Raw genomic sequence first — 14,245 nt, 5'->3', positions numbered from 1 at the left:
TCCGTCGGGACACGCATTTGCTTCACGTCCTTCTAAGAAGAAAAGCCGGCGCAGGGAAGCCCGCGCCGGCTTTCGAAGGGGAGGCAAATTGTCTTACTTTGCCGGAATCTCCAGTTCGGTGCCGACATGCAGGTGGCGCGGTGCCGGTTTGCCGTTGGCCTCGGAGATCTTTGCCCACAGCGCACCGTCGCCGTAGAACGACTTGGCGAGATCCCAAAGCGTGTCGCCCTTGGCGATCACATGCTTCTGCGGACCGGAAGCCGGCGTGGCGGCGGCAGCGCCGGTAGCCGGCTGCGTTGCTGTTGCGTCGGTCGCTGCGGCTGGCTTGGTTTCTGTTGCCAGTGTGTCGGTCGTCGCGCCGGCGGCTGCAGCAACTTCGGTGATGCGGCCATCGGTGTAAGGTTTGAACGGCTGATGTGCCGCAAGGTAGTCCGCCAGAACGGTTTCCAGACCCGGACCGTAGTCATAGGCATTTTCGCCCTTGGCCTTGAACACGTCGTAGCCGTCGCCGCCATTGCGCATGTAGTTGTTGGTGACCAGCGAGTAGGTCTTTGCCGGATCAAGCGGACCATAGGCCGCGCCTTCCTTCACCTCGACCGAGACGACGCGGCTGCCGACCGGCTTCGAACGGTCGAAGGAATATTTGAGCCCGGCAACCTGCGGGAAGCGGCCACCTGCCTCTTCGAGCTTGCTGAGGCCGTTTTCCAGCGCTTCACGGATGCCGTCACCCTTGATCTGGAAGGTCGCGACCGTGTTCTGGAACGGCAGCACGGTGATCGCTTCGCCCATCGAGACGTCGCCGGCGTCGATCGAGGCGCGCAGGCCGCCGCCATTGGTGATGGCGATCGTCACGCCCTGGCCCTTGACGCGGTCGAGCATGGCGTCGGCGACGAGGCTGCCCATTTCGCATTCCTTGGCGCGGCAATTGTCGCGCGAACCGTCGATCGGCGCTTCGGTCCTGCCGATGATCTTGGAGCGCAGTTCCTCGATCGGCTTGCCGAGTTCGGCCACGCGGGTGAGCACCGACTGGTCCGGCTTGATGGAGGAATCGACCAGGATCGGATCGCCCTTGGCAGCTTTCACCACGCCCTTGTCGTCGAAGGTGACGACGAGGTCGCCGAGATATTTGGTGTAGGAACCGGCCTGAACCACGGGAACCTTGTAGCCGCCGGGGTTGTCGACCATCGTCGGGTAGGGGCCTTCGGCCTTTTCGTCGGTATTCGACAGCAGGCTGTGCGAGTGGCCGCCGACGACGACGTCGACATCGGGGATCTTGGCGATCGCGGCAAGGTCACGGGGGTAGCCGACATGGGTGAGCGCAATGATCTTGTCGACGCCCTGCTTCTTCAGCTCTTCGACAGCGGCTGTCGTAGTGGCGACGTCGTCGCCGATCAGGATGTCGGGGCCGGGGGAGGAGAGCTCGGGCGTGTCGTTGGCGACGGCGCCGACGATGCCGACCTTCTGGCCGCCGACGTCGAGAACGATCGACGGCTTGATCCGGTCACCGATCTTCGACTTGTGGCTCGGCAGAACGTTGGCGGTCACCACCGGGAATTCGATCTTGTCGAGGAAGCCGGCAAGGCCGTCCTCGCTCTCGTCGAATTCATGGTTGCCGACGGTCATGGCGTCGAATTTCATCAGGTTGAGGAATTCGGCTTCGACCAGACCCTTATAGGTGGTGAAGAACAGGGAGCCCTGAAAATTGTCGCCGGCGTTCAACAACAGCACGTTCTTGCCCGACAGTTCCTGGCGCTTCTGGTCGATCAGAGGCTTCAGGCGCGCGACGCCGCCGAAGCACTCGTTCTTGCCTTCCTCTTCGGCCGAGCAGCTCGAATCGAACTTGTTGATCGATTCGATCCGGGAATGGAGATCGTTGATGTGCAGGATGTTCAGTTCATAATCGGCGAAGGCTGCGCCCGAGGAGAGGGCAAGGATGGACGCGGTCATCAGGCCGGTCCGCATGTGTCTGATCATGATGTTCTCCTGTTTTGCCTGTTGTCTGCCGACCGATTGCAGAGCCGTGTCACGGATCTGGTCCCCACGGCCGGGGCGGCTTTGCCGGGGCGGATGTTTTCATCACTTCGAGGCGACTTCAAGCGCTAAAACCATCCTCCGGTTGCCGCATCTGCAACTACAGCGCCGCGCGTCTTCTCAGACGCGCAAAGGTCGCTGTAGCACTTTGAATTGCTGCATGTTTTTATCCCTAAATCGACTGCGATTTAAGGAAACATGCAGCAGGGTTAAGCAGGGAAAAGGCAATAAAAAAGCCCCCTTGCGGGGGCTTTGATCTGTGTCCCAACGCGTGTCTCAGCCGCGTCGCGCCAGCGAGAACTGCGCGCCGGCATCGGTGGTGCAATTCAGCTGGTTGGTCGTGACCAGCGCGCAATTGACCTTGGACTGGGTGTTGCGCACCAGCGAGGTCATGTTGATCTCGACGAGCGTCGGGCTGAGCTTCACGTAGTTGCCGGAAGCCAACAACTGGTTGCTGTCGGTGGTGCGGGTCGAGAAGGTTCCGCCCGCAAAGGTCGACACGATGCCGTTCGGATCCGTCCATGAGCCTTCGACACCCGCTGCCTGGCGAGCGGGCGGTGCCCCTCCGATCTCCCGTGGCGACGACTGGCAGGAGGCCAGGGCCGCGGCGGTCGCGAGAAGGGTCAGAATTGCGAATGGCTTCATTGGCGATTTCCCTCGCTTTGTGCCGAGCGTCCGTTTCGTTTCGCCGAACCATGCCGCGATCAAGAGTTGAAAGCAAGAGCGGCCGGGTCGGCGCGCCGGGCTTTTCCCATATCGATAAAAAGCCCGGGGCAGAAATGCCCCGGGCCGGATGCTTCGTAATGTCAGCGGTTTAGCGAACGAGGATGTTCTTGAACTGCCAGGGATCCTTGGTGTCGATCTCTTCCGGGAACAGGCCCGGGCGGCCGTCAAGCGGAGTCCAGTCGGTGTAGTGGCCCTCGACCGGGCCGAGATAGGGCAACTGCACTTCGAGGCAGCGCTTGTAGTCCATCTCGTCGGCTTCGACGATGCCTGCCTTCGGATTTTCCAGCGCCCATACCATGCCGGCGAGCACGGCCGAGGTCACCTGCATGCCGGTCGCGTTCTGGTAAGGGGCGATGCGGCGAGTTTCTTCCAGCGACAGGCGCGAGCCGTACCAGTAGGCGTTCTTGTCGTGGCCATAGAGCAATACGCCGAGCTCGTCGATACCGTCGACCAGTTCCTTCTCGTCGAGGACGTGATGCATCGGCTGGGCGTTGCCGCCGCTGCCGAACATCTCATGCAGCGACAGAACGGCGTCGTTAGCCGGGTGGTAGGCGTAGTGGCAGGTCGGGCGATAGGTCGCTTCGCCGTCCTTGTCGCGAACAGTGAAGAAGTCCGAGATCGAGATCGACTCGTTGTGGGTGACGAGGAAGCCGTATTGCGGGCCCGGCGTCGGGCACCAGGTGCGCACGCGGGTGTTGGCGCCCGGCTGCTCCAGATAGATTGCCGCCTTGCAGCCCTTCTTGTGCTTCTTGGCGTTCTTCGGCATCCAGTTCTCGTGGGTGCCCCAGCCGAGCTCGGCCGGTTGCAGGCCTTCGGAGATGAAGCCTTCCACCGACCAGGTGTTCCAGAAGGTGTTGTAGGGTTTCGGGTTCTTGGTGCGCTGGGTATCGCGCTCGGCGATGTGGATGCCCTTGACGCCGACCTTCTTCATCAGCTTGGCCCAGCCGTCGCGATCGTCCTGATGCGGCTCGTCGTATTTCACGCCGAGGTCGTTGGCGAGGTTCAAGAGGCCCTGCTTGACGAACCAGGAGACCATGCCTGGGTTTGCGCCGCAGGTCGAAACGGCAGTGGTGCCGCCCGGGTTCTTGTCCTTTTCCTTGCGCATGGTCTCGCGCAGCGCATAGTTGGTGCGCGCGGCGTTGTCCATTTCGGCATCGAAGTAAAAGCCGAGCCACGGCTCGACGACCGTGTCGATGTAGAGAACGTCGAGCTTGCGGCACATCTTGATCAGGTCGAGCGAGCCGGTGTCAACCGACAGGTTGACGCAGAAACCCTGGCCTTCGCCCTCGGTCAGGAGCGGCTTCAGCAGTTCCTTGTAGTTGTCCTTCGTCACATGGGCGCGAACGTGGCGGACGCCATGGCGCTCGAAGAGCTCGTTGTCGGCAGCATCCTCACGCGGCTCGACCACGATCAACCGGTTCTTGTCGTATTTGAAGTGGCGCTCGATCAACGGCAAGGTGCCGCGGCCGATCGAACCGAAGCCGATCATGACGATCGGGCCGGTGATCTCGCCGTAAACCGGGTAGGTGGTGTCTGCCATTTTGGTCTTTCTCCTGAGGAAACTTTCCCTGTGACGGTGTTGAAAGTATCTGAAAATAAGGCTCGCGCCGTGCGATAGGCCCTAGAGCATAGTTTGCTGTCACAATAAAGGGCTGGCGGGTCAACGCTGATCTGCGATATTGCTTAACCGGCGATGGAAAGCAGGGCCGATATCAGGGCATCCCGCTTGCTGACGAGGCCCTTGTAGGCCGCCTGCGGCAGATCGAGTGAGCGCAACTGCTCGACGAAGGAAAGGGCCAGCGTGGCCGCATCCGCTCGCTGTCGCAGCAGCGCCAAGGGATCGGAATAGATCCGGATGGTGAAGACGATCGCGCCGGTCTCGGGCAATTTTCTGAGCGTCTGGCGCTCGATGCGGATGAAGGTGCGCTCTTCGGTCAGCTCGACGGCACCTGCCGAAAACCCTTCCGATTTCGACTTCGGCAGATGCAGGGAGCCGTCGACATTGACGGCCCAGTTGAAGCGTTCGACGAAACGGCCGGGCGGCAGGTTGTCGAACATGCGGCTGATGAGTTCGGCGTTGCGCGTGCCGTGCTCGAAGCCGGGAACCGGGGCGTGGATCTCCTCCATCGTGCGCCCGAACTTTTCGGCAAGCGACCAGGATGAAGGGAAGGCGATGTAGGCGGCGCCAAGGCGCCAGCCGCGGTCGCCGCGCTGCATGATCGCCAGGTCGTCCTGAACGAGCGAGCCCGCAACCACAAGCGCGTCGTCGCCGGACAGGGCCACCCGTCGCCCGCTGACCATCATCGCATCATCCTGCCGACAGTAGATGTCGGGATATCGAGCCGGCAGGTAGTCGGACAGGATTTGCAGCAGTTCATTCTGCGCCTGCTGCGTCCCGTCCTCGGCAACGAAAACGGCGCTGCGGGACCGTGCCAGCAACTGCGCCTTCTGGTCGAGATAGTGCTGCAGCTGATCATCCGGCTCGATCCAGCGATCGGGATCAAGCTGCGTCAGGCCGATGGTGAAGGGCTTGGAGGAGCCGTCGTAAGGTGTGTGCTTCATGCGGACTGGTCGGATCATTCGCGCGATTTAACCATATTCCCTATCGTTTCGCATGGCGCCAAGCTTGTCACAAGCTCTCCGTGCTATAGCTTTGATACAACTATCCGCCTCGCGCCATGATTGTTGTTTCCTTGCCAACCTGGAGGCGTTGCAGACTGAACGTGACCGGCGACCACATAAAGACCTTGATGGGCCTGCAGGCCCAAACGCCCGTGCTGATGGCGCTCTACGATCAGCACGACCGGCTGCAATTTGCCAATGAGGCTTTTCGCGCCGCCTATTTCATCGGCGCCGACGAGACGCCGACCTGGGCCGACATCATGCGGCGCAACCATGTCGCCGGTCGCGGAACCGTGCTCAAGACCAGCGACATCAATGCCTGGATAGCCTCAACGGTCAATCGACGCGGCAAGATCCCGTTTCGCGCGATGGAGACCGACCTGCATGACGGCCGCTGGCTATGGATGACGGAAACCGTCGATGCCAAGGGGTGGATGCTCTGCGTCGCCGTCGACATCACCACCATTCGTGTCGAAGAGCGCGAGCTGCGGCAGGATCGCGATTTCGCGCTGCGTGCCTCGCAGGTCGACGAACTCACCAATGTCCCCAATCGGCGCTACACAATGGGGCGGCTCGGCGAATTCATCGCCAACTGCGCGCAGAACCCGCATATGTGGGGGTGCGTCGCCATTATCGACATCGACTATTTCAAGGCCATCAACGATCGCTACGGTCACCATCAGGGCGACGAGGTGCTGCTCGACTTCGCCCGCCAGATGCAGGAGTTCGTGCGCCGCTCCGATTGCTTCGGCCGCATCGGCGGCGAAGAGTTCATGCTGATCCTGCCCGACACCACCATCAGCGAAGGCAACCTCATTCTCGACCGCCTGCTCGACAAGGTGCGCGGCGCCAGGCCGCTCGCAAGTATTCCGGAGTTCTACTACACCTGTTCGGTCGGGCTGGCCGAGTATCGGGAAGGCGACGGCGTCAAGGACATCTATGCCCGCGCCGACGAGGCGCTCTATCTCGCCAAACGCGACGGGCGCGACCGGGTCAAGCGGTACACCTTGCCGGGATCAGACCCCGAGCTTCGCCCGGATCAGGCCCCGTAGCGAATTTCCGACATAGAGCTGGCCTTTTGCCAGATCGCCGAGCGACAGGCGGGCGACACGCGCCCGCCGCTGGCAGATGAGTTCCGTCCGCAGCACCCCCGCCAGAAGCCCGCAGGCGATCGGCGGTGTCTTCAGCGTGCCACTGCCGTCGTCGAGGAAGATCGACGTGATGGTTCCCTCGCAAACGTCGCCCTTTTCGTTGAGCAGCAGGACCTCGTCGATCTCGGTCGCCGGGTATTCTGCCCGCGCCGCCTCGTAGACACCGCGCCGCGTGGTCTTGACCCGCAGGAGTTTGTCTTCGGAGGAGAGCCGCGTTTCTGCAAAACGCACGCGCCAGACAGTGTCTCCGGCAAGCGGTGTGAAGGGCGCCGTGGTGACGGCGATCGCGCCGTTGCGGTCAAGCGTCAGGCGGACGCGGAGGGGACCCGTTGCACCTTGAACGGTGGCATACAACTCGGCCTCGGCGCGGTCAGCGCCGGCAAACCCCAACCGCCTTGCGGATCGTTTCAGTCTGGCGAGATGCAATTTCAACCGAACGAAGCCCGCATCGGGCTCGTAGCGCAGGGTCTCGATCAGGGAAAAATCCGTCATCGCGCGATCTCGGCATCGCCGACGGCAAAGCGCGCCTTCAGCAGGCATTCGTCATATTCGGACTGGGCGCCGGAATCAAAGACGATGCCGCCGCCGACATTGAAGACGGCCTCTCCATCGGCAAACAGCGAGATGGTGCGGATCGCGACGCTGAAGCGCATGATGCCGTTGGGCGCGATGAAGCCGATCGCGCCGCAGTAGGCGTCGCGCGGGCCGTCTTCGAGCTCGTGCAGGATCTGCATCGCCCGCATCTTCGGCGCGCCGGTGATCGAGCCGCAGGGAAAGAGCGCGGTGAAAATATCAGTGATGCCGACGTCGGGCCGCAGCTTGGCCCTGACATGGCTGACCATCTGGTGCACGGTCGGATAGGTCTCGATGTCGAAGAGTTTCGGGACGTCGAGCGTCCCAACCTCGGTGATGCGGGAGATGTCGTTGCGCAGGAGGTCGACGATCATCCGGTTTTCGGCTTGCGTCTTCTCGTCGGCGCGCATGGCCTCGATGATGTCGGCATCCTCCTGCGCCGAGCCACCGCGCTTCGCCGTGCCCTTCATCGGATGCGTTTCGATCCACCTGTCCGCATCGACCCGGAAGAAAAGCTCAGGCGAGCGTGAGACGAGGATCGGGCCGTCGAGCGCCACGAGGGCGCCGTATTTGACCGGCTGACGCTCGATCAGCGACCAGAAGGCGGCTCGCGGATCGCCGGACCAGCGGGCGCGGATCGGCATGGTCAGGTTCGCCTGGTAACAATCGCCCTGGCGCAGGTGCTGATGCAGACGGTCGAACCGCTCGCGATAGGTAGAAAAATCCCAGGCGGCACGCGGCTCGGCAAGAAAAGGCTCGTTCTCCATCCGCCGTTGCGGCTCTGCCAGCCGATGCTCGTCGCTCGGCGCGTCGAAGATGCCAAAGGACATCAACGGCGTTTCGCGACCCTCCTCGGCAAAGGGCGCCAGCTTCTCCTCGAAGAGGTGACCGGCCTCATAGGCCATGAAGCCGGCAATCCATTTACCCGCCTGATGGGCGCGTTCAAGCTCGGCGAGGCCGCGGCGGAATTCGGCTTTGGTCCGCGCCGTGACGACGCGCTCCGGCTCGGCGAAAACCGTGGTCCGATTTTCGCTGTCGTCCCGGAAAAGCACATAAGGTGCGTTTTCGTTCATCAATGCCGCTTCGCTGCCAGCCCATTCATCCCTACAGCGCCGCGCGTCAAATTGACGCGCTAAGGACGCTGTAACACCCTAAACTTGCTGCATAATTTTCTCCTTAAATCGATTCCGATTTAAGGAATTATGCAGTAGAGCGTTTCCGTCTTAAACGGAGTCATGGAAACGCTCTATCTCTTTGTTATCTCTTTGTTTTTCGCATTTCCGGACGGAAAACCGCTTCGCACTTTTCCTGGAAAGGCTCTAGACCGCGGGCTCGGCCCGCGTCGGATCACGCCTTATCAAGCGCCTCGAGTTCGTCGATCAGCCCTTCGATCATCGACAGACCCTGTGCCCAGAACGACGGATCGGTGGCATCGAGGCCGAAGGGAGCAAGCAATTCCGAATGGTGCTTGGTGCCGCCGGCTTTCAGAAGCTCGAAATACTTCTCCTGGAATCCCTTCTCGGCGTTCTGGTAGACGGCATAGAGCGAGTTGACCAGGCAATCACCGAAGGCATAGGCATAAACGTAGAACGGCGAGTGGATGAAGTGCGGGATATAGGCCCAATAGGTCTCGTAGCCCTCGGAAATCCGGATCGCCGGCCCGAGACTTTCCGCCTGCACCGAAAGCCACAGATTGCCGATATCCTCGGCGGTCAGTTCGCCTTCCTTGCGGGCCGTGTGCAGCTTGCGTTCGAATTCGTAGAAGGCAATCTGGCGCACGACCGTATTGATCATGTCCTCGACCTTCTGCGCGAGCATGGCCTTGCGTTCGCGCTTGTCCTTCGTCTGGTTGAGAAGGGCGCGGAAGGTCAGCATTTCGCCGAACACCGATGCCGTCTCGGCAAGCGTCAGCGGCGTCGAGGCCATCAGCGCGCCCTGTTCGCCGGCGAGCACCTGATGCACGCCGTGGCCGAGTTCGTGGGCGAGCGTCATCACGTCGCGCGGCTTGCCCATATAGTTGACGAGCACATAGGGGTGCGCCGACGGAACGGTCGGGTGGGCGAAGGCGCCTGGGGCCTTGCCGGGGCGCACGGGCGCGTCGATCCAACGGTTGTCGAAGAAACGACGGGCGATCGCGGCCATCTCGGGATCGAAGGCATGATAGGCCGAAAGCACCGTGTCCTTCGCCTCGTTCCAGGAAATCAGCGCATTCGGCGTTTCCGGCAGTGGCGCGTTGCGATCCCAGAACTCCATCTGTTCCATGCCGAGCCACTTTGCCTTCATGGCGTAGTAGCGATGCGAGAGGCGCGGATAGGCTGACTTCACCGCTTGCGCGAGCGCATCGACGACCTCGCGCTCGACACGGTTGGCGAGGTGCCGGCTGTCGGCGATATCCTCGAAACCGCGCCAGCGGTCCGAGATTTCCTTGTCCTTGGCGAGCGTATTGGTGATCAGCGTGAAGGTGCGGATATTGGCCCTGAAGGTTTCGGCAAGCGCCATCGCCGCCTTCTTGCGCACCTCGGTCGAGGGATCCTGCAGCAGGTTCAGGGCGATTTCGAGCGGCATGGTCTCACCGTCGGCGGTGAAGGTCAGAGACGCCATGGTCTCGTCGAACAGGCGGTTGAAGGCGGCCGCTCCGGTCATCGACTTCTCGAGGAACAGCTGCTCGAGCTTGTCGTCGAGCTGATAGGGCTTGTCCTTGCGCAGGTCGAGAAGCCAGGGCTTGTAGTGCGCGGCCAGGCTGTCATTGGCGAGTGCTGCGTCGATCACGGCATCGTCGATGCGGTTGAGTTCGAGCGAGAAGAACAGGAGATGCGCGGACATGTCGGTCAGCTTCGACTGCACGTCGCCATAGAGCTTGCCGTTTTCCGGCTTGGAGGTGTCGGAGAAATAGGTGAGGCCGGCAAAGGACGCGATGCGCCCCATGATGTCTTCCAGCGCCTCGAATTCCTTCACGGCGGCGCCGATCCCGTCGTTGCCGGTCTTCGTGGCGGCGGCCGCAAGCTTGCCTTTCCACTTGGTTTCAAACGCGATCGAATCCGCCTCGGCCTTCTTCATATCGGAGCGGAAGGCGTCCGAGGTTGCTGAGGGATAGAGGTCCTCCAGCCGCCACGAGGGCAGATCGCCGAGCTCGGCCACAGCGCCTTGGGCGGGGCCGGTAGCGGCACGGACGACGGTTTTCTCAAGGGAGAGGGTGCGGAAGGTCATCGTCGGATTTCTCTTGTTCGTGACGGGAAGAGGCAAGCGATACGGGTCCCATTGCTATCGCCGGCAATGGATAAAATGCAAGCATTTCTCAAAACATGATGTTCAGCCCTTTATGGCACAGATGCCTGACGTGATTTGGCACATGACGTTGGCCAAAAGTACCGCGTGTCCAAAGCAGGAGGCTTCCGTGACATCACACATTCTTGTCATCGATGACGATCCGGTGCAGCGCCGGTTGCTGACGAACATGATCGAGCGTCTCGGTCATGTCGCGCATCTCGCCGACAACGGCCGCAGCGGCCTGGAGCTGCTCGAGCGCAAGGGCGGCATCATCAACGTCATCCTTCTCGACCTGCTGATGCCCGAAATGAACGGCCACGGCTTTCTCGAGGCGCTGGCGGAACGGGGCGTCGATACGCCTGTCATCGTGCAGACCGGGCAGGGCGGTATCGAGACCGTCGTCCATGCGATGCAGGCTGGCGCCTTCGACTTCCTGGTCAAGCCGGTTTCTCCGGAGCGGCTGTCCGTGGCGCTCGGCAACGCGCTGAAGATGGCCAGCCGCGACGGCAAGGTCAAAACCTCGCGTCGTCCGCGCGGCGGTGCCGTCGGCTTCGATGACGTCGTGTCGGCGAGCCCGGCGATGATCCGGGTGATCGATCTCGCGCGTCGGGCTGCGCAGTCCAATATCCCGATCGTGCTCGAAGGCGAATCCGGCGTCGGCAAGGAAATGGTGGCGCGGGCGATCCAGTCGGCCAGCGACCGCTCGGGCAAGCCGTTCATCACCGTCAACTGTGGCGCCATCCCGCACAATCTGGTCGAGAGCATTCTCTTCGGTCACGAGAAGGGCGCCTTCACCGGTGCGACCGAAAAGCACACCGGCAAGTTCGTCGACGCCGATGGCGGCACTCTATTCCTTGACGAGATCGGCGACCTGCCGCTCGAAGTGCAGGTGAAGCTGCTGCGTGCGGTGCAGCAGGGCGAGATCGAGACGATCGGCGCACGCCATCCGCACCGGGTCAACGTGCGGCTGATCTCGGCCACCAACAAGGACCTTATCAACGAGGTGCGCGAGGGCCGGTTCCGCGAGGATCTCTACTATCGCCTCAACGTCTTCCCGATCACCATTCCGGCGCTGCGTCGGCGCAAGGAGGACATCCCTGTCCTCGTGCGCTCGTTCGTCGACCGGTTCGCGTCCGAGCAGAGGCTCAGCACGCCGCTCACCGTTTCGAGCGGTGCGATGGCGCTGCTCACCGCCTACGACTGGCCGGGCAACATCCGCCAGCTGGAAAACGCGATCTTCCGCGCGGTCGTTCTGGCCGAAGGCAACGAGTTGACGGTCAAGGACTTCCCGCAGATCGCCACGCAGATCCCGGGTTACGTCGTCTCCGACCGCTCGGGCTTTTCCTGGGGCGATGCCGGCCCCGAGCGCCCCGCTGCTGCCGATCCGGCAACGAGCGTTTATCCCGATTTTGCCAGCACGGCGAAATCGATGGAGGCCGATGCCGCGCATGACGGCCGCATGGAGAATGCAATTGCCAGCGTCGACGAGGGTGGAGACGTGCGCAAACTTGCCGAAGTGGAGGAGGAACTGATTCGTTTTGCGCTGAAATTCTATCGCGGCCAGATGAGCCAGGTGGCGCGCAAGCTCGGCATCGGCCGATCGACGCTTTACCGCAAACTCAAGGATTATGGCATCGATCCCGACAATCCCCTGCGCGAGGCGGCGTAAAATCGACGCATTCACAACTCATTAGCCGTGCAATTCGGTCACCGCCGTTTAGACCTTGTTAGTGAAGTATTCACTATATTATAAGGGGCGGTGACGACTGTGGCATATTTGCCATTCTGTCACCTTATTTGACAGTCATCTGAGACAGCGAAGCACGGTTGTCCGTCGGACGGGGATTGAATGCCAAATTTGTTCGGTTTTAAGAAGCCTCTCGGCTCCTTAGCTAGCAGACTCTGCTCGGCGATGACCCGTAAGGTGCCGCAGGTTCTGACTTCCATCGCGCTTGCGGTGTCACTGGTCACGCCCGGCATGGCACCTCCCGTCGAGGCCGCCGGCCAGACGCGCACGCTCAAGCTCTATTTCATCCACACGCAGGAGAAGGCGCAGATCACCTTCAAGCGCAACGGTCGCTATGACCCGAAGGGCTTGCAGCAGATCAACCGTTTCCTGCGCGACTGGCGTCGCAACGAACCGACCAAGATGGATCCGCGCCTGCTCGACCTCGTGTGGGAAGTCTATACCAAGAGCGGCTCGCGCGATTACATCCACGTTGTTTCGGCCTACCGTTCGCCGTCCACCAACGGCATGCTGCGTTCGCGCTCCAAGGGTGTCGCCAAGAAGAGCCAGCACATGCTCGGCAAGGCGATGGACTTCTACATTCCCGACGTGAAGCTGAAGACGGTGCGCGAAATCGGCATGAAATTCCAGGTCGGTGGCGTCGGCTACTACCCGACTTCAGGCTCTCCGTTCGTTCACATGGATGTCGGCGGCGTTCGCGCCTGGCCGCGCATGACCCGCAACGAACTGGCCCGCCTCTTCCCCGACGGCAAGACCATGCACGTTCCCTCCGACGGCAAGCCGCTGCCAGGCTATAACCAGGCCGTTGCCGACTACAAGCGTCGCGTCGGCGCCTCGGCGATCGAAGTTGCCGGTGGTGGCGCCAAGGGCGCAGGCGATGCCGAGGGCGGCAAGCGCCGCGGCAACCTGTTCGCCATGCTCTTTGGCGGTGGCGGCGACGAGGATGAAGAACCCTCGGCAATCGCTGCCGGCCCGAGCGATGAAGAAGCCGCTCCGGCCAAGGTTCAGACGGCGTCGGCTCCTGCCGCCCAGGAAGCGCTTCCGGGGGTTGCCGGTTCGGTTGCCGGCGAGACGACCACGGCCGATCAGAACATCAATGCGCCGGTTCCGGCCGTTCGCCCGGCCTTCAAGGATGCGCCTGAGAATGGCGGCGTAGCAGTGGCACTGGTCGCGCCGCAGAAGAACGCTGCCCAGGAAGCACTTGCTGCTGCCCTGCCGCAGACGCCGGAAATGCCGAGCGAATTTGCCGATCTCGCGCCGGTCAAGGTGCCGGTCCCGCAGATGCTTGATCGTGGTGGCATGAACGCCGCTGCCGGTGAGACGCTCGTGGCATCGGTCGATCCTCTGGCAACCGACATGCAGGCGCTCGGCTTCGTGCCGGTGCCGGCCATGCGCCCGGCCGGCGATGCGGCTCTTGCCGCTGTCGCTGACGCCAAGGTTGCCGTGCCTGCCTTTGCAGAACGTCCGGTTCTGGCTTCGGCCGAGCCGCCGCGTGATACGACGGCCGAGGCATCGACGCGCGTCGCACTTGCCGCGCCGACACAGGCCCAGCGCGAGCCCGTGGCCCAGCCGGTCGAAATGGCCGCCTATGCGCCGCAGACCTCGACGAATGGCCGCGCCGATGTTTTTGACAGCGCCTTCGACACTCAGGCCGAAGCCCCGGCAAAGGGTGGCCGTCCGAAGAAGCACGATGCCGACGCAGCGACCCGTTCGTCGGTTCGTACAGAGCCGAAGCTGACGCAGAAGATCATCTCCGAATGGGCCCTTTCGGCCGGCCGCGTCGCGACGCTTTCGAAACCGGTGAAGGCACCGCGCTTCGTCAGCAAGACGCTGCGCACCGCCCCGACGACTGTTTATGCCGCAGGCTTCAGCAGTGGTGCAGGGACCGTCGACACAGCCCGCTTCAGCGGCAACGCGGTCAATTTCATGGAAGTGAAGAAGTTCAGCACCAACTGAGCTTCGCGCAAATGAGACCCAACAAAAAAGCCCGCCGGTGATACCGGCGGGCTTTCAGACCGCTGACAAACCCCTGGCACCGTCCAGGGGTTTATGATTCATTGGGACATGTTGAAGAAACCCGTTCCCGAACAGACGGCGCTCGAGATGGTGACGCTCGACAGTCTGGTGC

General features: G+C 62.1%; 10 protein-coding genes. 3 read left to right on the top strand and 7 right to left on the bottom strand.

Features of this window, described 5'->3' with window-relative positions; all coding sequences use genetic code 11:
• Positions 1 to 93: 93 nt before the first annotated feature.
• The 4 genes from BC360_RS28585 to BC360_RS28570 form a co-directional block, all read right to left on the bottom strand.
• Positions 94 to 1,974: a bifunctional metallophosphatase/5'-nucleotidase gene (locus BC360_RS28585; protein WP_065797743.1), complete on the bottom strand. Its 1,881-nt coding sequence runs from the start codon at positions 1,972 to 1,974 to the stop codon at positions 94 to 96.
• A 333-nt stretch (positions 1,975 to 2,307) separates the two neighbouring features.
• Entirely contained in the window at positions 2,308 to 2,676 is a 369-nt protein-coding gene (gene omp10, locus BC360_RS28580) for an outer membrane lipoprotein Omp10 (RefSeq protein WP_065780961.1), read from the bottom strand.
• A 169-nt stretch (positions 2,677 to 2,845) separates the two neighbouring features.
• The gene (locus BC360_RS28575) at positions 2,846 to 4,297 is read right to left on the bottom strand and encodes a homospermidine synthase (protein WP_065780960.1); all 1,452 of its coding nucleotides are present in this window, start codon (positions 4,295 to 4,297) and stop codon (positions 2,846 to 2,848) included.
• Between the two features lie 143 nt (positions 4,298 to 4,440).
• On the bottom strand, positions 4,441 to 5,319 hold the full coding sequence (locus BC360_RS28570) for a heme-dependent oxidative N-demethylase family protein (protein ID WP_244512963.1): 879 nt from the start codon (positions 5,317 to 5,319) through the stop codon (positions 4,441 to 4,443).
• A gap of 161 nt (positions 5,320 to 5,480) precedes the next feature.
• On the opposite strand from BC360_RS28570, the gene BC360_RS28565 reads away from it, so the two are divergent.
• Positions 5,481 to 6,431 carry a GGDEF domain-containing protein gene (locus BC360_RS28565; RefSeq protein ID WP_083222777.1) on the top strand — a complete coding sequence of 317 codons (951 nt, stop codon included), beginning with the start codon at positions 5,481 to 5,483 and terminating at the stop codon, positions 6,429 to 6,431.
• Here the strand turns inward: BC360_RS28565 and BC360_RS28560 are convergent.
• The 3 genes from BC360_RS28560 to BC360_RS28550 form a co-directional block, all read right to left on the bottom strand.
• Positions 6,396 to 7,022 (bottom strand): aminotransferase class IV family protein, encoded by a 627-nt coding sequence (locus BC360_RS28560; RefSeq protein ID WP_065797742.1) that lies wholly within the window; start codon positions 7,020 to 7,022, stop codon positions 6,396 to 6,398. The two genes, BC360_RS28565 and BC360_RS28560, sit on opposite strands and share 36 nt — an antisense overlap.
• The gene (locus BC360_RS28555; RefSeq protein ID WP_065797741.1) at positions 7,019 to 8,176 is read right to left on the bottom strand and encodes an aminodeoxychorismate synthase component I; all 1,158 of its coding nucleotides are present in this window, start codon (positions 8,174 to 8,176) and stop codon (positions 7,019 to 7,021) included. Before BC360_RS28555 ends, BC360_RS28560 begins: the two co-directional genes overlap by 4 nt.
• A 274-nt stretch (positions 8,177 to 8,450) precedes the next feature.
• Positions 8,451 to 10,310: a M3 family oligoendopeptidase gene (locus BC360_RS28550; protein ID WP_065797740.1), complete on the bottom strand. Its 1,860-nt coding sequence runs from the start codon at positions 10,308 to 10,310 to the stop codon at positions 8,451 to 8,453.
• Between the two features lie 187 nt (positions 10,311 to 10,497).
• Between BC360_RS28550 and BC360_RS28545 the strand changes: the two genes are divergently transcribed.
• Both BC360_RS28545 and BC360_RS28540 read left to right on the top strand, forming a co-directional pair.
• Positions 10,498 to 12,039, top strand: coding sequence for a sigma-54-dependent transcriptional regulator (locus tag BC360_RS28545; RefSeq protein ID WP_139110247.1), 1,542 nt, complete (start codon positions 10,498 to 10,500; stop codon positions 12,037 to 12,039).
• A 180-nt stretch (positions 12,040 to 12,219) separates the two neighbouring features.
• A complete protein-coding gene (locus BC360_RS28540; protein ID WP_065780955.1) occupies positions 12,220 to 14,073 on the top strand; it encodes a DUF882 domain-containing protein in 1,854 nt (617 codons plus the stop codon).
• The last annotated feature ends 172 nt before the right edge of the window (positions 14,074 to 14,245 follow it).

This window comes from Ensifer sp. LC163, from assembly GCF_001695855.1.
Lineage (GTDB): Bacteria > Pseudomonadota > Alphaproteobacteria > Rhizobiales > Rhizobiaceae > Ensifer.
This window is presented reverse-complemented; position numbering and strand designations above follow the sequence as displayed.